General features: G+C 64.2%; 19 protein-coding genes. 7 read left to right on the top strand and 12 right to left on the bottom strand.

Annotated features, from left to right (window positions below; genetic code table 11):
- Window positions 1–26: 26 nt before the first annotated feature.
- Together coxB and H156_RS0101110 are read right to left on the bottom strand one after the other, a co-directional pair.
- Window positions 27–1,148, bottom strand: coding sequence for a cytochrome c oxidase subunit II (coxB, locus tag H156_RS0101115; protein ID WP_010960199.1), 1,122 nt, complete (start codon window positions 1,146–1,148; stop codon window positions 27–29).
- A 48-nt stretch (window positions 1,149–1,196) separates the two neighbouring features.
- Window positions 1,197–1,676 (bottom strand): DUF2244 domain-containing protein, encoded by a 480-nt coding sequence (locus H156_RS0101110; protein WP_017364870.1) that lies wholly within the window; start codon window positions 1,674–1,676, stop codon window positions 1,197–1,199.
- Window positions 1,677–1,914: 238 nt separating this feature from the next.
- Here H156_RS0101110 and H156_RS0101105 point away from each other — a divergent pair, with 238 nt between their 5' ends.
- The gene (locus H156_RS0101105) at window positions 1,915–2,493 is read left to right on the top strand and encodes a 3'-5' exonuclease family protein (RefSeq protein WP_017364869.1); all 579 of its coding nucleotides are present in this window, start codon (window positions 1,915–1,917) and stop codon (window positions 2,491–2,493) included.
- Between the two features lie 17 nt (window positions 2,494–2,510).
- On the opposite strand, the gene H156_RS0101100 is transcribed toward H156_RS0101105, so the two are convergent.
- The 4 genes from H156_RS0101100 to H156_RS0101085 all read right to left on the bottom strand — a co-directional run bounded on the left by H156_RS0101100 (window position 2,511) and on the right by H156_RS0101085 (window position 7,008).
- Window positions 2,511–2,942, bottom strand: coding sequence for a protease complex subunit PrcB family protein (locus H156_RS0101100; protein WP_428829178.1), 432 nt, complete (start codon window positions 2,940–2,942; stop codon window positions 2,511–2,513).
- 98 nt (window positions 2,943–3,040) lie between these two features.
- Window positions 3,041–5,032 (bottom strand): S8 family serine peptidase, encoded by a 1,992-nt coding sequence (locus H156_RS0101095; protein WP_017364867.1) that lies wholly within the window; start codon window positions 5,030–5,032, stop codon window positions 3,041–3,043.
- Between the two features lie 119 nt (window positions 5,033–5,151).
- Window positions 5,152–6,237, bottom strand: a complete 1,086-nt coding sequence (locus tag H156_RS15615; protein ID WP_238536830.1) for an SEL1-like repeat protein — start codon at window positions 6,235–6,237, stop codon at window positions 5,152–5,154.
- A 108-nt stretch (window positions 6,238–6,345) separates the two neighbouring features.
- Window positions 6,346–7,008 (bottom strand): LON peptidase substrate-binding domain-containing protein, encoded by a 663-nt coding sequence (locus H156_RS0101085; RefSeq protein ID WP_017364865.1) that lies wholly within the window; start codon window positions 7,006–7,008, stop codon window positions 6,346–6,348.
- A 152-nt stretch (window positions 7,009–7,160) separates the two neighbouring features.
- On the opposite strand from H156_RS0101085, the gene potA reads away from it, so the two are divergent.
- The 4 genes from potA (at window position 7,161) to H156_RS0101065 (ending at window position 11,033) form a co-directional block, all read left to right on the top strand.
- On the top strand, window positions 7,161–8,258 hold the full coding sequence (gene potA, locus H156_RS0101080) for a spermidine/putrescine ABC transporter ATP-binding protein PotA (RefSeq protein ID WP_017364864.1): 1,098 nt from the start codon (window positions 7,161–7,163) through the stop codon (window positions 8,256–8,258).
- On the top strand, window positions 8,242–9,096 hold the full coding sequence (gene potB, locus H156_RS0101075; protein WP_017364863.1) for a spermidine/putrescine ABC transporter permease PotB: 855 nt from the start codon (window positions 8,242–8,244) through the stop codon (window positions 9,094–9,096). The genes potA and potB overlap by 17 nt, the downstream gene beginning before the upstream one ends.
- 99 nt (window positions 9,097–9,195) lie before the next feature.
- Complete coding sequence (gene potC / locus H156_RS0101070) at window positions 9,196–10,008, top strand: spermidine/putrescine ABC transporter permease PotC (RefSeq protein ID WP_017364862.1); 813 nt, start codon at window positions 9,196–9,198, stop codon at window positions 10,006–10,008.
- Complete coding sequence (locus H156_RS0101065) at window positions 9,981–11,033, top strand: extracellular solute-binding protein (RefSeq protein ID WP_017364861.1); 1,053 nt, start codon at window positions 9,981–9,983, stop codon at window positions 11,031–11,033. The genes potC and H156_RS0101065 overlap by 28 nt, the downstream gene beginning before the upstream one ends.
- 19 nt (window positions 11,034–11,052) lie before the next feature.
- On the opposite strand, the gene H156_RS0101060 is transcribed toward H156_RS0101065, so the two are convergent.
- The 3 genes from H156_RS0101060 to H156_RS0101050 all read right to left on the bottom strand — a co-directional run bounded on the left by H156_RS0101060 (window position 11,053) and on the right by H156_RS0101050 (window position 14,321).
- Window positions 11,053–12,150 carry a phosphotransferase enzyme family protein gene (locus H156_RS0101060; protein ID WP_017364860.1) on the bottom strand — a complete coding sequence of 366 codons (1,098 nt, stop codon included), beginning with the start codon at window positions 12,148–12,150 and terminating at the stop codon, window positions 11,053–11,055.
- Window positions 12,147–12,740, bottom strand: coding sequence for a DNA endonuclease SmrA (smrA, locus tag H156_RS0101055; protein ID WP_017364859.1), 594 nt, complete (start codon window positions 12,738–12,740; stop codon window positions 12,147–12,149). Before smrA ends, H156_RS0101060 begins: the two co-directional genes overlap by 4 nt.
- Window positions 12,741–12,806: 66 nt before the next feature.
- Window positions 12,807–14,321, bottom strand: coding sequence for a B12-binding domain-containing radical SAM protein (locus H156_RS0101050; RefSeq protein ID WP_017364858.1), 1,515 nt, complete (start codon window positions 14,319–14,321; stop codon window positions 12,807–12,809).
- Window positions 14,322–14,384: 63 nt separating this feature from the next.
- On the opposite strand from H156_RS0101050, the gene H156_RS0101045 reads away from it, so the two are divergent.
- Together H156_RS0101045 and yjgA are read left to right on the top strand one after the other, a co-directional pair.
- Entirely contained in the window at window positions 14,385–15,194 is an 810-nt protein-coding gene (locus H156_RS0101045; RefSeq protein WP_017364857.1) for a M90 family metallopeptidase, read from the top strand.
- Window positions 15,195–15,280: 86 nt separating this feature from the next.
- A complete protein-coding gene (gene yjgA, locus H156_RS15610) occupies window positions 15,281–15,829 on the top strand; it encodes a ribosome biogenesis factor YjgA (protein ID WP_010960184.1) in 549 nt (182 codons plus the stop codon).
- A gap of 1 nt (window position 15,830) precedes the next feature.
- Here the strand turns inward: yjgA and H156_RS0101035 are convergent, their stop codons facing one another.
- Genes H156_RS0101035 through xerC form a run of 3 tightly spaced genes read right to left on the bottom strand, consistent with a single transcriptional unit; the run spans window position 15,831 to window position 18,162 of the window.
- The gene (locus tag H156_RS0101035) at window positions 15,831–16,124 is read right to left on the bottom strand and encodes a DUF4389 domain-containing protein (protein ID WP_010960183.1); all 294 of its coding nucleotides are present in this window, start codon (window positions 16,122–16,124) and stop codon (window positions 15,831–15,833) included.
- A 24-nt stretch (window positions 16,125–16,148) separates the two neighbouring features.
- Window positions 16,149–17,279, bottom strand: a complete 1,131-nt coding sequence (locus H156_RS0101030) for a DUF2333 family protein (protein WP_010960182.1) — start codon at window positions 17,277–17,279, stop codon at window positions 16,149–16,151.
- Window positions 17,248–18,162, bottom strand: a complete 915-nt coding sequence (gene xerC, locus H156_RS0101025) for a tyrosine recombinase XerC (RefSeq protein ID WP_017364856.1) — start codon at window positions 18,160–18,162, stop codon at window positions 17,248–17,250. The genes H156_RS0101030 and xerC overlap by 32 nt, the downstream gene beginning before the upstream one ends.
- Window positions 18,163–18,166 lie beyond the last annotated feature (4 nt).

The following is an 18,166-nucleotide window of genomic DNA, read 5'->3' as shown; positions in this document are numbered from 1 at the left end:
ATGACCTCATCGAAAGCGTTGAAAAATCAGTTCCGCGCGGAAACGTCCGACGGTTGAACCAGATCGCCCATGTTGTTGCCGAAGCCGTTGCGCTGGTAGGTCACGACGGCGGCGATCTCCACAGGACTCAGGGAATCGCCGAAGGATGGCATCATCTGACCCTTGCCCTTTACGACCACATCGAGATGGGTATTCAAATCACCCGTGGCGACGGGGCTGCCCTTGATGGCGGGGAACATGCCCTGCATGCCTTCGCCGTTGGTCATGTGGCAGCCCGCACAGTTTGCGTTGTACACCTCTTCACCCTTGGCCATCAGCTCCGCCATCGAGTAGGTCTTGGCAGCATCGGCGACGGCCTTTTGCGCCTGAGCCTTCTGCTCCTCCACCCACTTGTTGTAGTCGGCTTCGCTCTTGACATCGACGACGATCGGCATGAATCCATGGTCGCGGCCGCACAGCTCGGCGCACTGGCCCCGATAGATGCCGGGCTGCTCGACCCTGGTCCAGGCATCGGTCACATAGCCCGGGATGGCGTCCTTCTTCCAGCCGAACTGCGGCACCCACCAGGAATGGATCACATCGGCGGCGGTGAACAGGAAGCGGACCTTCTTGCCGGCCGGAATCACCAAGGGCTTGTCGACTTCCAGGAGATAGTTCGGCACCGCTTCGGGATTAGACCGAACGCCCAACTGACGCGCTTCGTTGCTCTTCGCATCGAGTGTACTGAAAAAGTCAATGCCGTTGTCGAGGTAGGTGTAACGCCACTTCCACTGGTAGCCGGTGACCTTGACGGTCATGTCGGATGCGCTCGTATCATAAGCCTCGATCATCACCTTGGTCGCAGGAATCGCCATGGCCAGCAGGATGATGAAGGGAATGATGGTCCAGACGACTTCCAGTTTGGTGTTCTCATGGAAATGAGCCGGCACCGCTCCCTTCGACTTGCGATGGTGCATGATGGAATAGACCATCATGCCATACACGCCCACACCGATCGCCACGCAAATCCACAGGATATACATATGCAGATCATAGATATCCCGGCTCAACTGGGTGACGCCGGGCGAGAGATTCAGCGCATAGTCGGCACTCGCCTCCCCGAACGTTGCGATCCCCAGCCCGGTGATCAGTAGCTTAAGTTTTTTCACGGAGCCCTCTCCTCGGTATCTCAGGTCAATGTTTTGCGGATCGAACCACTAGCCATTCGTCAGTTCTTCTTTCAATTCCCGGTACAGCGCCTCGCGCTCCGACTCCACCAGAAAACGACCGATCTCTATCTTCCTGCCATGACGCTTCAGGCATAGCCGGCTGGGATGCCCTGCCGCCGCCGGCCCGTCCAGGCTGACACCGAGCCAGGCGCGGCGGAACCGGTAAGTCTCGTCCGGACCGCGGATTCCACGCTCCAGCATGACGTCCGCGTCCGTTACCGTGATCACTTCGCGCACCGCCGACTGCCGGAAAGCCAGGCTGAAACAATAAGCCAGTACCAGCCATTCTGCACCGGCAAACGGCAGAACGAACCAGCAGCCAAGGAAGGCGAACGCCGACCCGATGGAAACCAGCACCAAGGCGAACCCGCAGAGCAGCAGACGGGCCTGCACGCGCGTCAGCGATGCATTGGGTTTCAGGACGATTCGCTTGCCGCCTGTCTGTGGGTCCCGCTCGGACTCAATCATGGAACCGGCCCGCTCCGCACCTCAAGCGCCCGCAGGAGACTCCGTTTCAAGGCTCCGCTCATGCAGCATTCGGTCATTACCCCCAGTTTTCTGTGGGAATTCACTCACGGCATAAAATCCGCAGAACTTTAACGTAACCGTCTGGGCAACGCAAGGAAGCAATGGGCCCGGCATCGTCCCGATGTTTGACGGCCCGCCCCGTATTCGGGAATAGTGACCGTCATTCAGGAGCAAGCCCATGACCAAGATCAAAGCAGGGGAAATTTATGTCAGCGTAGACATCGAAGCGGACGGCCCGATACCCGGCCCCCACTCGATGCTCAGCATCGGTGCCGTGGCCTATGGGGCCCAGGGGGATCTTCTCGGTGAATTCACCGTCAACCTCGAAACGCTCCCCGAGGCGGCCCCTCATCCGGCCATGGCGGAATGGTGGCGGCAGTTCCCGGAGGCATGGAATGCCCACCGCCGGAACACGCGGCCGCCGGCAGAGGCTATGAACGCCTTTGCGGACTGGCTGGATGGTCTGCCGGGCAAGCCGATATTTCTTGCCTGGCCAGCCACCTGGGATTTCATGTGGATCTACTGGTATCTGATCCGCTTCACCGGACGCCGGCCTTTTTCGGAACATGGCATCGACGTCCGATCGTATGCCATGGGGATGCGCCGCCAGACTTTCGGAAAATCGGGCAAGAACTATCTGCCCAAACGCTGGAGTTCACCCCATCCACACACCCACATCGCCCTCGACGACGCCCGCGAGCAGGGCGATCTCTTCATCGCCATGCTGCGGGAAAACCTGGGCATCAAAAGCGAGTGAACGATGGGGAAGACGGTTCACCCACCGGCAGCACATGGGATGTCGACAGTGGACATCCGGAACTCCACCGGCAGAGCACTGCGCCGGAGCTTTGCCCAGACATGCGGCTGGGTCAGAACTTGCGCCGTCATGCAACCGGCTCCCGGCCGCTCGAGCAAGAGATCCACTTGCAGGCGGCGATCCTTCTCTTCGATACCGGCGATGGTGAGACGGTAGCCCCTGCTGTTCCTGGTGCCGGCAAAAGCGGCGATCACCATCTCGCTGGAGAAGTCCACTTGCGGCGGCGGGGGGACGGGATTAGCGCCCGCACCGTGCGAGGTCCACAGCGAGCGGAGCGCCGCTTCATCGAGAATGACCACGTTCCGCTCGTCCTCGATGCCGCTCTGAGCCCCCTGTGCCAGCAGCGTGAACTGGACGGGGCCGGCGCCGGAACCGGAAGACGCGGTCATGGCCGCCGCGAACACCAAGCCCCGCCACCTCGAAAAGGAACCTTTCATCGGCAGCCTCATGCCGGGGGAGGGACAGCCCCTCCCCGATTCGGAAATCACTATCGCGTCACCGCCAGCTCCGCATCATCGACCAGGAAGCTGGTGGCCCGGGACGAATTCTCGACGCCCCGGAACTGGAGCCGGATGGTCTGCCCCTTGTATGCGGACAGATCGAAGCGCCGTTGGACATACCCCGACGAGCGGTCCCTGTTCGAATAGGTTGCCAGCGTCTGCAGCACAGTCCCTGCGGTATTGCGCACCGTCACCGTCAGCGTGTCGCGCGCCGGCGCGCCGGTGAATTCGCTGGTGGCGATCCGCAGCCAGAAGCTGAAATTGGCGCTGCAGGCATCGACTGGCACCGTAACCTGCTGGTACAGGTCATCGGTATGGATCGTGCCATAGCCGTTCAGCCAGGCCTTCCAGTTTCCGCTGCGCGCCGGTGCCGAGTTGGAATTGTCTATGACCCCCGCGGACGCCGTCCATGCCACCGTCCCGCTTTCAAAACCGGGATTCGCCAACAGTTGGCTGGTCGTCGAGCAGGCGGGGGAGGACTGGCCGCCATTGGCGGTATCGGCACTGACCGAATTGGACAGGGCCGAATTCCCGGCATTGTCGGTGGCCATCGCGTCGAAAGCGTGCGATCCGTCCGCCACGGATGCAGAATCCCACACCACGCCGTATGGCGCCGAGGTATCAGTCCCCACGACCTTGCCATCGACGCGGAATTCGACCTTGGCGATGCCGCTTCCGCCGCTTTCGTCCACGGCATTGGCGGCGAGATTCACCGCGCCGGTCAAGGTGGCCGAAGCCGCCGGCGCGGTGAGCGTCACTTGAGGCGGCGTGGTGTCGACCGCGGGCGCCGCGATGAACCCCGTGTACAACAGGCGATTGGGCGACCCCGTGCCGGCCCCGCCGACCTTGCCGGGGGTCGCGTTGGAGGTCAGTGCCGATGCGACCTGAGCCGGTGCCGCGCCCGGGAAAGCAGACAGATACAAGGCCGCGGCTCCGGCGACGTGCGGCGTCGCCATCGAGGTACCGCTCATGACCTCGGTCGCGTTGTCGCCCGCGTTGCTCGCGGAAGTGATACTGCTGCCCGGCGCGAAAATATCCAGGCAGGTTCCATAGTTGGAATAACTCGCGCGGGCGTCGGTAGAAGTGGTGGCTCCCACGGTCAAAGCGGCGGCGGTACGGCCGGGCGACTCGTCGCAGGCATTCCTGTTGGAATTGCCGGCGGCGATCACATAGGTCACGCCCGCGTTGATCGAATTCTGCACCGCGGTATCGAGCGCCTGGGAAGCGCTGCCGCCCAGGCTGACGTTGGCGACGGCGGGGCTCTGCGCATTGGCGGTCACCCAGTTCACCCCGGCGATCACACCGGACGTCGTTCCCGAACCATTGCAATCCAGGACCCGTACCGAAACCAGTTTGACACCCTTGGCGACGCCGTAAGTCGAGCCGCCGATGGTTCCGGCGACATGCGTGCCGTGGCCATCGCAGTCGCGGGCGCCCCGGCCGTCATTGATCGCCGTGTAACCCTCGCTGGCCCGGCCACCGAACTGCGAATGGCTGGTCCGGATGCCGGTGTCGATCACGTAGACCGTGACGCCCTGTCCCGTCGTGTTGTAGGTGTAGGTGCCGTTCAGCGGCAGACTGGCCTGGTCGATCCGGTCCAGTCCCCAGGTTGCACCGGACTGGGTGGCGTGGATCGAGATAATGCCATCCTCCTCCACCAGCGCGACGGAAGGATCGTTGGCCAGTGCCGCGGCTTCCACCGGCGACATCCGGCCCACGAACCCTTTGACGGCATGCCGCCACACTTGCGCCGGCACGGTGTTATACAGCCGGCTCACCCGGCCCAGCAGCCCGTCAAAACCCGCAGCGCTCTCCGCTTCGCTTCGGAAGATCACGATGTATTGCCCGGGAATGGGCCGGGCGGCGCGCAGGAACGTACCCGCCTCGGCCTCCCCGAACGAGGCAGCCGACAGTCCGGCGGCCAAAATCAAAGACATCGCGACACGCTGGTTGACGAACCGTTCCCGTTCCTTGCTCATTGCCCACCCCTCTGCCTGCTTCTGGAAAATTCGGGTCCCGCCAATACGCCGGGAAGCCGTGTACACGTTCTCGAATACGCAGCCAAGAACGCTCGATGACGCCAGGGACTCCGGCCCTGTCACCACGCGCCCAGACCGCATCCTTCCGGAACCTCGCCCGCTGCGGGGACGAGACGGTGGAACGCGTCCCAACGTCTCGCCGGCCCTTCATCGGCTGCCTTGTCATACCAGCGGAACGCCTCTTCGAATCGGCGTGTCACTCCCCGGCCATGCTCGTGCATCAGCCCCAGGTGGAACTGCGCGTCCGCATGGCCGCGCCCGGCCGCGAGCCGGAACCAGCCTACCGCTTCGACATCGTTGCGTTCCACCCCCCGGCCTTCCATGCTCAACCGCCCCAGTTCGAACTGGGCCAGCGGATTACCCTGCCTGGCGGCCCGCCGGTACCAGCATACCGCCACGGCATAGTCCTTTGCCACGCCATGGCCGGCCTCATACATGGCCGCGAGCGCCGTTGCAGCCGCAGGATCGCCTAGCTCCGCCCACCGCCGCCAGACTTCCAGCGCCTTGCCGTACCAACTGGCGGAGCAGTCTGCATCCCGCACCATCCCCAGCCCCAATTCGGCCATCAGGCCCAGATTGAAGCAGGCACGGGCATGTCCCTGGAATGCAGCGGCCCGATAGCAACGAACCGCTTCGGAATAATCGCGGACGACACCCAATCCGTCCTCGTGCAAACGCCCCAAGGCCCACTGGGCATGGGCGCAACCTCGTTCCGCCGAACGGCCGTACCATTTGAGTGCCTCCCGGTGGGCGGCAGGGACGCCCGCTCCCACCTCATGGCAAAGACCGAGAACGAACTGCCCCAGGGCATCACCGCCTTCCGCACGGTCCCGCCACAGGTCCAGCGCCACGCGGTACCATTTCCCCGCCTCGCCGTGATCGGAGGAGATTCCAAGGCCCGATTCGAGCATGAGCCCCAGCTCGAGCGCCGCCATCGGGTCGTTTTGAGCCGCGGAGCGCTGGTACCACGCCATCGCCCGGTGGATGTCCGAGTCCGTGCCGAGCCCGTCACGGAAACACAGGCCGAGGCGCCGCTGGGCCGAAGCATCCCCGGCCTCGGCCTCCGTTGCCAATGCCTTGAAGGCCGCCACGGACTCGCCGCTCCCGAATCCGCCTGACACCGAAGCGGCCACCATAGGACGCATTGCGCTCCCATCCGAAACCCGTTTTCCGCTCCACTCCATCCGAAATCCCTCGCCGCCCACCAACGCCGATCTTGCCCGAGCCCGCCGCCGTTCGGCACCGGCAGCCCCTCAGTGGCGTCTCGCAGCACTCTGGATCTGCGGCTCCGCAAGCTTGAATTCGATAAGGCGCGCCAGACTCTCCAGCCGTTCGCCGAGGGACACCGCCTCCACCAGAGCCTGCCGCTCGGCCGTTTCGAAGGGCAGCTGGCCAATCATGAGGTTGACCAGGGACGTGACCGGCATTTTCTCCATCAGCAGATCGTCGACTTCCATCGACTTGCGGACGAAGTAGGCCCGGAGCAGCGAATAAAGACGGTGACATTCTTCGTGCTTGCCAGCATCGGTCTCGTAATCGACGGCGAAACGCTCCCAGCGGACCATCACCCGCCGGTAACCCCGCGTGCCTGCCAATTCCTCACCGACGTCGAAACGGCAGACGCCGGTGAGCACGATGATCAGGCGGCCATCCTGAGTCTCGCTGAAGGAAGTGATGCGGCCGGCGGTCCCCGTCCGGCTCAAGGCATCGGTGTCCCCGTCCGTCATGGAAGGGTCGGGCTGCACCATGCCGATCATCCGGTCTGCTCCCAGAGCATCGAACACCATGTTGAGATAGCGCGGCTCAAAAATGTTGAGAGGCAGCTGGCAACCCGGCATCACCACCGCTCCGGGCAGCGGAAAGACCGGCAGGCTGGCTGGAAGGAGGGAGAACGGCGGCGTGAAGGAGTGGCTCATGCGTTTTACGATTCGGCCCCACCGCGGCCTGCCGGGTGGGTAAGGTCTCGAGTCCGATCCAAGGACCCTATTATGCCAACAGCCGGCTCCGGATGCGCCCATCCGGACGGCCCAGGTTCCGGAACATCCTGGAAAATCGGACAATAGCGGCCATGACCCGATCCACCATCGCCAGTTTCCGCGCCGTTTCCAAGCACTACGGCAGTCACTGCGCCCTCCGCGACTTCAATCTGGAACTCCGGGAAGGCGAGCTGCTCACCCTCCTCGGCCCGTCGGGCTGCGGCAAGACCACGGTGCTGCGCCTTTTGGCCGGTCTGGAGATTCCCGATTCGGGCGAAATCTTCCTGGACGGGCGAACACTCGCCGGCGTACCGCCGGAAGCGCGTAACGTCAACACGGTATTCCAGAGCTATGCCCTTTTCCCCCATCTGAGCGTGGCCGAGAATGTCGCCTTCGGCCTGCGGATGAAAAAGCTCGGCAGCGCGGAAATCCGGGCGAGAACCGCGGAGGCATTGCGCATGGTGCGTCTGGACGGGCTGGGCGGGCACCGGCCGCTACAGCTGTCGGGCGGCCAGCAGCAGCGCGTGGCTCTGGCCCGCGCTCTGGTCAACCGTCCGCGGGTCCTGCTGCTGGATGAATGCTTGAGCGCCCTGGACTATCAACTGCGGCGCGAGATGCAGCTGGAACTCAAGGGTCTGCAGAGGCAGACCGGCATCACCTTCGTCTTCGTGACCCACGACCGGGAAGAAGCTTTGTCGATGTCGGACCGTATCGCCGTGATGCGGACGGGACGGATCGAACAACTGGGACCGCCCCGCGACATCTACGAGCGGCCGGCGAACCTGTTCGTGGCGCAGTTCGCGGGCGAGAGCAACGTTCTGGAAGCGACCGTCACGGCGATCACGGCTCCGGACAGCCTGATCGTCGAGCTGGCAGGGACGCCGCTGACCGTGCGAACCGACCGGCGATTCCGCGTCGGCGCCAGGCTCGTCCTGGTGCTCCGGCCGGAGGACCTGCACGTGCACGATGATGCCGCCGCCGAAGGCGGCCTCGCCGGGCACGTGCTGGAACGAACCTACCGCGGCGTGACCCTGGACACAGTGATCGCCCTGGATGCCGGACCGCGGATCAAGACCAGCGAATTCTTCCGCGAGGACACGCCGGCTCTGGATCATCCGCCCGGCCAGCGGGTACGGGTGAGCTGGACGCCGGGCTGGGAAATCGTGCTTCCCCATGAGCCAGAGACCTGAGATCCTCAAAACCGTGACGGTCGGCCTTCTGGCCGGCTGGCTGTTGTCGTTCGTGCTGGCACCCACCCTGCTGGTGGTGGGGCTGAGCCTCCTCAGCCGGAGCCCGGCGGGCTTCGCCGGCGGGCCCGTGACGCTCGACAACTACCGCCGGCTGGCCGACCCGATCTATCTGCATGTCTTCGCCGAGTCTTTCGCCACGGCGTTCATCGCCACCCTGCTCTGCCTGCTGCTGGGCTATCCCTTCGCCTATGGCCTGGCCCGCGCCCGGCCAGGGCTGCGCCCACTGCTGCTGACCCTGGTGATCGTGCCTTTCTGGACCAGCTCGCTGGTGCGCATCTATGCCATCCGCGGCCTGCTCGCGGCCAAGGGAGCGCTGAACAACCTGCTGCTGGCCGCGGGGCTGATCGATCAGCCGGTGCGGCTGCTCTACACCCAGACCGCCGAGATCGTCGGCCTGGTCCACGTGCTGCTGCCGTTCATGATCCTGCCGCTGTACGCCAGCCTGGAAAAGCTCGATCCCCGCCTGCTGGAAGCGGCCCGGGACCTCGGCGCCGGCCCCTTCCGGAGATTCCGGCACGTGGTCCTGCCGCTGACCCTGCCCGGCGTCGTCGCCGGCTGCCTGCTGGTGTTCCTGCCGGCCCTGGGCCTGTTCTACGTAGGCGACGTACTGGGCGGTTCGCGCCATCTGCTGGTCGGCAACCTGCTCAAGGACCAGTTCCTGGAGGCCCAGGACTGGCCCTTCGGCGCCGCCGCCAGCCTGGTGCTGATCGGACTGCTCCTGGCCTTCCTGGCGCTCTATGCGTATGCGGCGAAACGCATCGCCCCGGACGACGGTTAGTCCCGCGACGGATGGGCGAGTTCAGCCGCGCTCGCCTCCCAGCTGCGGCCGCCGCGACGAACAACGTATTCGCTCATGTGAAGAACAATGAGTCTGCGAATGAAAAATACCGCCCGTTTTGAGCCGGGGAAGGGCATTGCAGCGGCGATTCCGCCCGGCCGGCTGTACGGCGTCTTGATCTACGCCTTCCTTTACCTGCCTATGGCCGTGCTGATCCTGGGTTCGTTCAACGCCTCGAAATACGGCATCGGCTGGCAGGGCTTTACCCTGGATTGGTATGAAAGCCTGGCGAACGATGCCGAAATCCTCACCGCGGCCCGCAATTCTCTGGCCGTGGCCGCGCTGTCCGCCAGCCTTGCGACCGTCGTGGGCACCCTGGGCGCGGTCGGCCTGCACCGCTACCGGTTCCGGGGGAGAAAATTCCTGATGGGCCTGCTGTTCGTCACCCTGATGTCGCCGGACATCGTCATGGCGGTGTCGCTGCTGGTCCTGTTCATCGGCTTGCACCTGGAGCTGGGCCTGTTCACGCTGTGGCTGGCGCACACCGGCTTCTGCCTGCCTTTCGTCACCCTCACCGTGCATGCGCGGCTGCAAGGGTTCGACAACGCCCTGGTCGAAGCGGCGCGCGATCTGGGCGCCGGGGAATGGACCGCCATCCGCCGCGTCGTGCTGCCATTGGCGCTGCCGGCCATCGCCGCGGGCTGGCTGATGAGCTTCACCCTGTCGCTGGACGATGCGGTCGTCAGTTTCTTCGTCACCGGTCCGGATTTCGAGGTCCTGCCGCTGCGCATCTATTCCATGGTCCGGCTCGGGGTGAAACCGGAAGTGAATGCCCTCGCCTCGCTGCTGTTCGCGGTCTCGCTGAGCTTCGTGGTTCTCGCCCAATGGCTGCTGCACAAAGACCGGCACTGATCCGGCGGGCCGCGTTCTTGCTCGTGGCATTCCTGGTCCCGGTCGCGGCCGGGCAGCGGGAACTGCACTTCTTCAACTGGTCGGATTATCTGCCGCCGGCGGTGCTGGAGAACTTCACCCGCGAGACCGGCATCCAGGTGCACTACGCCACCTACGACAGCAACGAGGCAATGTATGCCAAGGTCAAGCTGCTCGAAGGCGGCGGCTACGACTTGGTGGTGCCGTCCACCTATATGGTCGACCGGATGCGCAAACAAGGCCTGCTGCGACCGCTGGATCGCTCGCTGCTGCCCCATTTCGGCAATCTCGATCCGCATCACCTCGACTTGCCGTTCGACCCAGAGAATCGCTACAGCGTGCCCTATCTGTGGGGAATGACCGGAATCGGGGTCAACGCCGAACGGATAGACCCTGCCAGTCTGCACGACTGGGCCGACCTCTGGCAGCCACGGTTCCGCCGCGCCCTACTGCTGCCCAACGACATGCGGGAGGTGTTCCACATGGCCATGAGGGTGCTGGGGCTGCCGGTCAATTCGACCGACCCCGCCCACATCGACGCGGCCTACCGCAAGCTGCGCGAACTGATGCCCAATGTGCGCCTGTTCAGCTCCGACGCGCCTCAGATCCTGTTCATCACCGGCGAAGTGGATGCGGGGATGATCTGGAACGGCGTGGCCTACCTGGCCGCGCGGGAGACCCCGGCGATCCGCTTCGTTCAGCCCCCGGGAGGGCCGCTGCTGTGGATGGACAACTTGGCGATCCTCAGGAACGCCACAAACCCGGACGAAGCGCACGCACTCATCGACTACCTGCTGCGGCCGGAAGTAGCCCGGCTGATAAGCGAGACCGTGGGCTACGCCACGCCGAATGCCGCCGCCATCGCCATCCTGCCGCCCGAGATCAGGAACGACCCCTTGATCTACCCACCGGCGGACGTCCTGGAACGCGGGGAGTACCAGGTGGACCTGGGTGAGGCGATCGGACTCTACACGGAATACTGGGAGCGACTGAAAGCAGGACAGTGAGGGCGAGCACGCTGCGCAATCAACCTTCTCCGGTTTCCATCGAAGGCGACGGCGCGGCTACGATCCGCCGTATCGCCGTCTCGTCCGCTTCGATGCATTCCACCAACCTGAACTGCACCCGCGCCCGCCGGAGATTCTGGCCACGGCTTTCGACCCGGAAGTACACGTCGCCGGCCAGATGGTCGGCCAGGAAACGGATGCCAAGTTCGAGCGGGATCAGCCGGATGGCGTCGTAGAGGTGGTCACGGTCCTCGGCCGTCAGCATGTCTCCCGCCGCCGCGAGATACCCCCGGAGGATGGCCTCGCACAGGGCCAGATCGAAGCGGGCCGCTCCCGGATCGTCGGAAGATTCACCGGAACGGTTGCAACAGGAGCGCAGACAGTCGCCGATGTCGTAATGCACCAGTCCAGGCTTGACGGTATCGAGGTCGATGAGAGTGAGGGCGCGCTCGCCGTCGCGGTCGAACAGGATATTGGCCAGCTTGGGGTCGCCATGGATGATGCGCAGAGCCAAACGGCCAGCCGCCTTCGCCCTTTCCAGCACCGGCACGAAATCCCGCCGCGCCTCGACGAAATCCAGCGCCTGGCGGACCGAAGGATCGGCCGCCCCGGCCGATGCCCGAACCGCGTCCAGCCGTGCGAGGTAGGCGGGTGCGATGTGGAAATCCGGCAACGTGTCTTCCAACTCTGTGCAATCGATCTCGCCCAGTGCGGCGTGAAACGTTCCCAGCACCCGACCGACCTCCAGTGCCTGACGTTCCGTCGCGATACGCTCCAGCACCCGGCTGCCTTCGAGGTAGCGCTGCGCCCGCCAGTAGCCGCCTTCGGCATCGATGAACGCGTCGCCGCCTGCCCGCGGCGCGACCAGATCCGGCCAATGCTCGCCGAGTCCGGAACGACCTTGCTTGACCCTGCCCTGGATGCGGCAGAGGTTGACGGTGATGCGCCCGGGATGCGCAAACACCCGGGTATTGAGGCGCTGCAACACGAAGCGCGGCGATGCGGCGGGAGACACCAGCCAGGTCCGGTTGATCAACCCGCCGCCCAGAGGTTCGACGAGGAAGCCCTCGCCTTCCGGCAGAAAGCGCGCCGCGACGAACTCCGGTTCTGCGCTCATTTTGGCTTGACCGAGGTCAGGCCCAGCTTCTGACGGGTGATCTGCTTCTGTCGTTCACTCTTCCGCAGCATCACGTACACGGCGCCGGTGCCGCCGTGCCAGCGCCGGGCACTGTGGAAGGCGAGCACTTCGTCGAGCTGGGGAAGCCAGCGCGCCACGTAACTCTTGAGATAGGTCGGCTTACCGGCCTCCCGCCCGCCCTTGCCATGATTGATCAGCACGGTCCGCACGTCATGCTTCATGCAATCACGGATAAACTCGAACACCGCCGTCCTGGCCTCTTCCACGCTCAGGAAATGCAGGTCGAGCACGGCTTCGATCTCATAGGCGCCCTCCTCCAGTTTACGAAACACCGCGCGCTGGATCCCCTGACGGCGAAAACTCAGCACCGACTCGCGATCGACGAATTCAACGAAATCAGTGGTGAGGAAATTGGCATCGCGCCCCGTCGCCCGCTGCGCCGCCGACCGTCGATAGAGCTGACCCGGCGTCGGCGCCTCCTGCGGACGCAAGAATGCCCGATCCGAGGGTTTGAGCGGCGTTACGTCTTCCATCTCACGCCGGAACAGTTCTTTGTCATCAGTATTCATCGGGACGATCTTTCCACTTCATCGAGCGCTACGAAGGAACGACCGCCCATCCGCCCGGAAGTTCCATCAGCCACGGCCATGGCGCGTCTGACGCCGGGTGGCCGGCTTTTCAAGCCGACGCGGCGCTTCAGCCGTCCCCGCATCGAGCAGGCAACGTGGGGGTCGCCTGGTACCGCTGGCCCGGAAATCCGCCGCCAGGGCATGCCGGACCCGGGCATCGTCTTCGCTGCATTCCATGGTCAGAAATTCGAAGACGAAATCGTACAGGCGGTCGAGCGCGATCTCGTGGGTCTTGCCCGTCCGAAGGTACAGCCAGTCGGAAAATGCCATGAACCGCGCAAAAGGCTGATCCCGCAGCAAGATCGTCCGGAGTTCCCTGAAGCGTCCGGAGTTCCCGACCAGATCCCAATAACGGGCGAAGCGGTTCAGGCGCTGCAGGGCCATGAAATCCAGGACGTCGGTCCGCACCACGTTGTAAGGGGGATGAGGGTTGTAGCGCATACCGCAGGATCGGGTGTGGCGGTCGATCGGCGCGCCGCGCAGGCGCTTCAGAATGCCAACCTGGATTTCATGGGGATCGAGAGCAATCAGGCGGTCGAAGCCGCGGGCGAATCCCTCCAGCGTCTCGCCCGGCAGACCGGCGATCAGATCGACGTGCAAATGCGCGTGGGTATGCCGCCTCAGCCAGCCCAGATTGGCTTCGGTCGCAGCATTGTCCTGGCGGCGGCTGATGCGCGCCTGCACCTCCGGGTCGAAACTCTGCACCCCGATTTCGAGCTGCAGGCATCCCGGCGGAAAGCGCGCCAGCGCCTCCTTCAAACGATCCGGCAGATGATCAGGAATCACCTCGAAATGCAGGAACAAGGACGGGTCTGCCTTGTCCAGGAAGAATTCGAGGATACGTAGGCTGGTGCCGATGTTGAGATTGAAGGTCCGGTCGACGAACTTGAAATGCCGCACACCGCGCCGGTAGAGATCTTCCATGGCGGCCAGGAAACGACCGGTCTCGAACGGCCTGGCGGTCCGGTCCAATGCCGACAGACAGAATTCACACTTGAATGGACACCCCCGCGAGGCCTCGACATAGATCAGCCGGTTGGCGATGTCCTGATCGCCGTAACAGGTATAGGGCAGTTCCAGGGCGTCGAGGTCCGGCAGTTCGGCGCGGAGGAAGCGCCCGGCCGGCGGCGTGCCGTTCAGGATGTCCCGGCACAGGCGGGAAAACACCAGCTCGCCCGGTCCCCCGACGATATAATCCGCCAGCCGGGTGATCGGCTGCTGTTCCCATTCATGGCTGACCTCCGGCCCGCCGAGCACGACGATCAGCTCCGGTCTCACCGACTTGAGCAGCGCGACCAGCCGGGCGGTCTCTTCCACGTTCCAGACGTAAACGCCCAACCCCAGGATGCGCGGATGCAAGGCCAGCACTTTTTCTGCGACATCGGCAGGGCGGTCGGTGATGACGAATTCGGCCAGCGCGGCATCGGCCCGCAACTCACCCAGGTTGGCCAGCAGACAGCGCAGGCCGAGGGATGTGTGGATGAAGCGCGCGTTGAGGGTGGACAATACGATGGCCGGCACGGCTTTGGGGATCCCTGACTTACGGAGCCGGCATTTTAATACAGGCGGAAGCGGCGGCTCCGCATGGATGACACAGCGACAGGACAGACCTTGCCGATCTTGAAATTCTTCCGGCACCTGCGCCGGCGGCGGATTCTCGACGAATGTCCGATCGGTCCGACGGCATTCCGCGCCGCCATTGCCAACGTTCCTCTGCTGGCCCGCCTGCCCGAACCGGAACGGGAGAAACTGCGGCGCCTGGCGACCCTATTCCTCCATGAAAAGATTTTCGAATCGTCCGGCAATCTGGCTTTGACCGAAGCCATGAAGATCCGCATCGCCGCACTGGCCTGCCTCCCCATACTCCATCTGGATTTCGACTGGTATGCCGGCTGGCGCACGGTAGTGGTGTTTCCCACCGAATTCGTGCGGCCGCGGGAGGCCATGGACGACGTCGGCGTCATGCACGAATGGGAGGAAATCCTCGGCGGCGAAGCCTGGGATCGGGGGCCCGTCATCCTTTCCTGGGCCGACGTGGAAGCTTCGGGACAGGGCGACGGCTACAACGTCGTCATCCACGAAATGGCACACAAGCTGGACATGCTGAACGGCCCCTGCGACGGTTTCCCTCCCTTGCACCGGGGCATGAGGCCCTCGGCCTGGGCACAGGACTTCACTTCCGCATTCGAAGATTTCAATGCCCGGTTGGACCGCGCCGAATACACCCCCGTCGACCCTTACGCGGGCGAATCGCCCTCGGAGTTCTTCGCGGTGCTGAGCGAATATTTCTTCGAACGGCCCGCCTTGGTGCACGACGAATTCCCCGCAGTTTACGCCCAGATGTGCCAGTTTTACCGGACCGACCCGCTGCAGCGCACCCCCGCCCTGGGGTAGGATTCACGCCGGGCACCCGCCGAGCGTACCCCATACCTGTCCGGAGGTTGGGTGCCACCCCATATCGAGCCTACGAGAAGACCCCAATGCAAGACGAATTCGACGACCTGGACGCCGCCGCCGAGGAAGAAGGCTCCGGCCGCCGCCGTAACCATGCGAAAATGAAGCGCGCGAGCGCAGAGCTGCTGGAACTCGGTCGGGAACTGGTGCTGCTGCCACAGGAAGGACTGGACCGGCTGGCGCTGCCCGAGCCGGTAGCGGAGGCCGTGCGGCTGGGAAGGCGCATCGATGCGCACGGGGCGCTGAAGCGGCAGATCAAATACATCGGCAAACTGCTGCGCCAGATCGACGCCGGACCGATCCGCGACGCCCTCGACGCCATGAGAAATCACGGCGCCGCGGCTGCCAGGCGGCAACACCGCATCGAACGATGGCGCAACCGGCTGATCGCCGAAGGCGACGAAGCCGTCGACGCGCTGATGGAGGAGTTCCCCAGCGCGGACCGCCAGTTGCTCCGGAAGCTGGTCCGCGGCGCCCGCGAGGAGCGGGCGCGCGCCAAACCGCCGCGCCACGCCCGTCAACTGTTCCAGGAAATCCGCCGGCTGCTGGCAGAGGTCGAGGAATGCTCCGAGTGATTCAACGGCCCCGAGGGTCCGGCCGGCCCGTCCGTTCGCCGAAGGGGAATGGCATGGCCTCGGTCTCGTAGGTCAGGAACAGCATGATGCGATAGATGTATTCGGCTAGCCGGGCGCCGCTCTGGACGGCGTTGGGATTCACGCCACCGGTGAGCAGGTGGCTCAGGAACTGGAACGCGACGATGGCCCAGAACACGAACCGGACCGCGCCGAGCACCACCATGAAAAACACCATGAAGACCAGCCGCCGGCCGATGCCGGTGATCGCAGGACGTTCGAAAGTCTCGTCAGACATGAGTTCCCCTTGGCGGCCGCCGGATCAGCCTTGCTGGAGCAGGTTGCGCAGATCGATCGTTGCCGCGTTGGCGCGGGCGATGTAATTGGCGAGGGTCAGTGAATAATTGGCGAAAATGCCGAAGCCGTCGCCGTTCAGGATGATCGGGCTCAGGAACGGTGCCTGGCCGTCCTCCAGTTCGTGGATGATGGACTGCAGCGAGACCAGCGCGGTCTTGTTGCCGAGGATGTCGCGGAAGTCGAATTCGATGGCCTTGAGGATGTGGATCGCCGCCCAGCTGTAGCCCCGGGCCTCGAAGAAGATGTCGTCGACGTTCCACCAGGAGGTCTTGGTGGCCACGCCCCTTTTCTCCTCCGTGCTCACCTGGCTCATGTCCCCAGCACTCGCGCTCAGACGGTTGGACAGACTGCCCAGACGCTTTTCGAGGATCTCCAGGTACTGCCGCAGATTGTCCGCGCGGGAGAAGAAACTGGCCTCGCGCTTCATCAGCCTGGCGCGGTAACGCATCATCGCCTCGATGCCTTTCTGGTATTCCGATTCGGACGAGGGCAACTGCCAGGAAGTATGGTCGAAATAGAAGAAAGGTTCTGCCTGGGCGAGGTCGGGATCTTCCTTGGATTGCGACTGGGCCCGGGCGATGTGGTTGCGCAGCGCCGAGGTGGCATCGCGCAGCGCGGTCAGCGCTCCATACTCCCACATCGGCATGTTGTCCTCGAAGACGCCCGGGGGGAACATGTCGTTGACTAGGAATCCGCCCGGCTTGTAAAGGAGGGTTTCGCCGATGTCGATCAGCGTCGTCGCATAGGTATAACCCAGCGGCAGCTCGCGGGAATTCTTGACACCGGCATCCTGGATCGCCGAAGCGAGCACGTCGAATTCTTCCGGCTCTTCACCCCAGTACTCCGCGATCGCCAGGAAAATCCCCAGCACCAGAATGGTCAGCATCGTCACGGTCCAGAGCAGACCCTTCTCGCGCATGGTGCGCGGATGGTACGCGCGTAGGATGGCGCCGAAGAAAGACTTCAGCAGACCTGGACGTTTGGGTGACGCAGCCATGAGGAATCCTGTAGGGGTTGCCCGTCGTGGGAAGTGTCGATTATATCCAAAAAAACCCAGGGGATACTCAGGCTTTCCGGGGGCGGTCGCGCCGCGCACGCGGGTGGCTCTGATCGTAGACGGCGGCCAGCCTCTGGAAATCGACGTGCGTATAGATCTGGGTCGTGGCCAACGTGGCATGACCGAGCAGCTCCTGCACGGCCCGCAGATCGCCGCTGGCCTCCAGCATGTGGCTGGCGAAGGAATGCCGCAGCATATGGGGATGGACCCGTTCGGACAGCCCCAACTTCGCACGCCAGCGTTCCAGCCGCATTTCCACCGTGCGCGGGGCGATGCGCCGGCCCTGCCGGCTGAGAAACAGCGCTGGCTGCCCCGCGCCGGTCAGGACGCGACGGGCTTCCAGCCAGGCACCGATGGCTTCGAGCGCCTTGGCGCCGACCGGCACGTAGCGTGCCTTGCCGCCTTTGCCCTTACGGACGAACACGCTGCCGGCGCCGAAATCGACGTCGACGACATCCAACTCCACCAGTTCGCTCAAGCGCAGGCCGGACGAATAAAACAACTCCCACATCGCCCGATCACGGGTCTCCAGCCGATCGTCGGCGGGCGCATCGAGCAGCCCGGCGACCGCATCCACATCGAGCAGACGCGGCAGCCGGCGTCCACTCCTAGGCGGGCGCACAGCCCGCGCCGGGTTGACATCCAACAGCCGTTTTTTCAGCAGATCGTCGAAAAACCCGCGAATGGCGGCCAGAAGCCGCTGAAGGCTCCGGGCCGACAACTCACCCCGATGATGCCGGGTGCCGACATAGGCCCGGATCCTGGCTGCGTCGACGTCCGCCCAGCCAGCGAGGTTCACCGAATCGCAGTACGCATGGAAGGCGCAAAGGTCCCGCCGGTAGGCCGCGTGCGTATGTCTGGACGCCCGCCGCGCCAGCCGGTCCAGATAATCGTCGAGCTGCTCGAGGGAATCCGGCGCCACGGTG

Source organism: Methylococcus capsulatus str. Texas = ATCC 19069 (genome assembly GCF_000424685.1).
Taxonomy (GTDB): Bacteria; Pseudomonadota; Gammaproteobacteria; order Methylococcales; family Methylococcaceae; genus Methylococcus; species Methylococcus capsulatus.
This window is presented reverse-complemented; position numbering and strand designations above follow the sequence as displayed.

What these genes read in the sequence shown, in the direction of transcription:
- H156_RS0101110 (WP_017364870.1), bottom strand. Translation starts at nt 1,676, where the DNA reads ATGATTGAGTCCGAGCGGGACCCACAGACAGGCGGCAAGCGAATCGTC.
- H156_RS0101105 (WP_017364869.1), top strand. Translation starts at nt 1,915, where the DNA reads ATGACCAAGATCAAAGCAGGGGAAATTTATGTCAGCGTAGACATCGAA.
- H156_RS0101100 (WP_428829178.1), bottom strand. Translation starts at nt 2,942, where the DNA reads ATGACCGCGTCTTCCGGTTCCGGCGCCGGCCCCGTCCAGTTCACGCTG.
- H156_RS0101095 (WP_017364867.1), bottom strand. Translation starts at nt 5,032, where the DNA reads ATGAGCAAGGAACGGGAACGGTTCGTCAACCAGCGTGTCGCGATGTCT.
- H156_RS15615 (WP_238536830.1), bottom strand. Translation starts at nt 6,237, where the DNA reads ATGCGTCCTATGGTGGCCGCTTCGGTGTCAGGCGGATTCGGGAGCGGC.
- H156_RS0101085 (WP_017364865.1), bottom strand. Translation starts at nt 7,008, where the DNA reads ATGAGCCACTCCTTCACGCCGCCGTTCTCCCTCCTTCCAGCCAGCCTG.
- potA (WP_017364864.1), top strand. Translation starts at nt 7,161, where the DNA reads ATGACCCGATCCACCATCGCCAGTTTCCGCGCCGTTTCCAAGCACTAC.
- potB (WP_017364863.1), top strand. Translation starts at nt 8,242, where the DNA reads ATGAGCCAGAGACCTGAGATCCTCAAAACCGTGACGGTCGGCCTTCTG.
- potC (WP_017364862.1), top strand. Translation starts at nt 9,196, where the DNA reads ATGAAAAATACCGCCCGTTTTGAGCCGGGGAAGGGCATTGCAGCGGCG.
- H156_RS0101065 (WP_017364861.1), top strand. Translation starts at nt 9,981, where the DNA reads ATGGCTGCTGCACAAAGACCGGCACTGATCCGGCGGGCCGCGTTCTTG.
- H156_RS0101060 (WP_017364860.1), bottom strand. Translation starts at nt 12,150, where the DNA reads ATGAGCGCAGAACCGGAGTTCGTCGCGGCGCGCTTTCTGCCGGAAGGC.
- smrA (WP_017364859.1), bottom strand. Translation starts at nt 12,740, where the DNA reads ATGAATACTGATGACAAAGAACTGTTCCGGCGTGAGATGGAAGACGTA.
- H156_RS0101045 (WP_017364857.1), top strand. Translation starts at nt 14,385, where the DNA reads ATGGATGACACAGCGACAGGACAGACCTTGCCGATCTTGAAATTCTTC.
- yjgA (WP_010960184.1), top strand. Translation starts at nt 15,281, where the DNA reads ATGCAAGACGAATTCGACGACCTGGACGCCGCCGCCGAGGAAGAAGGC.
- H156_RS0101035 (WP_010960183.1), bottom strand. Translation starts at nt 16,124, where the DNA reads ATGTCTGACGAGACTTTCGAACGTCCTGCGATCACCGGCATCGGCCGG.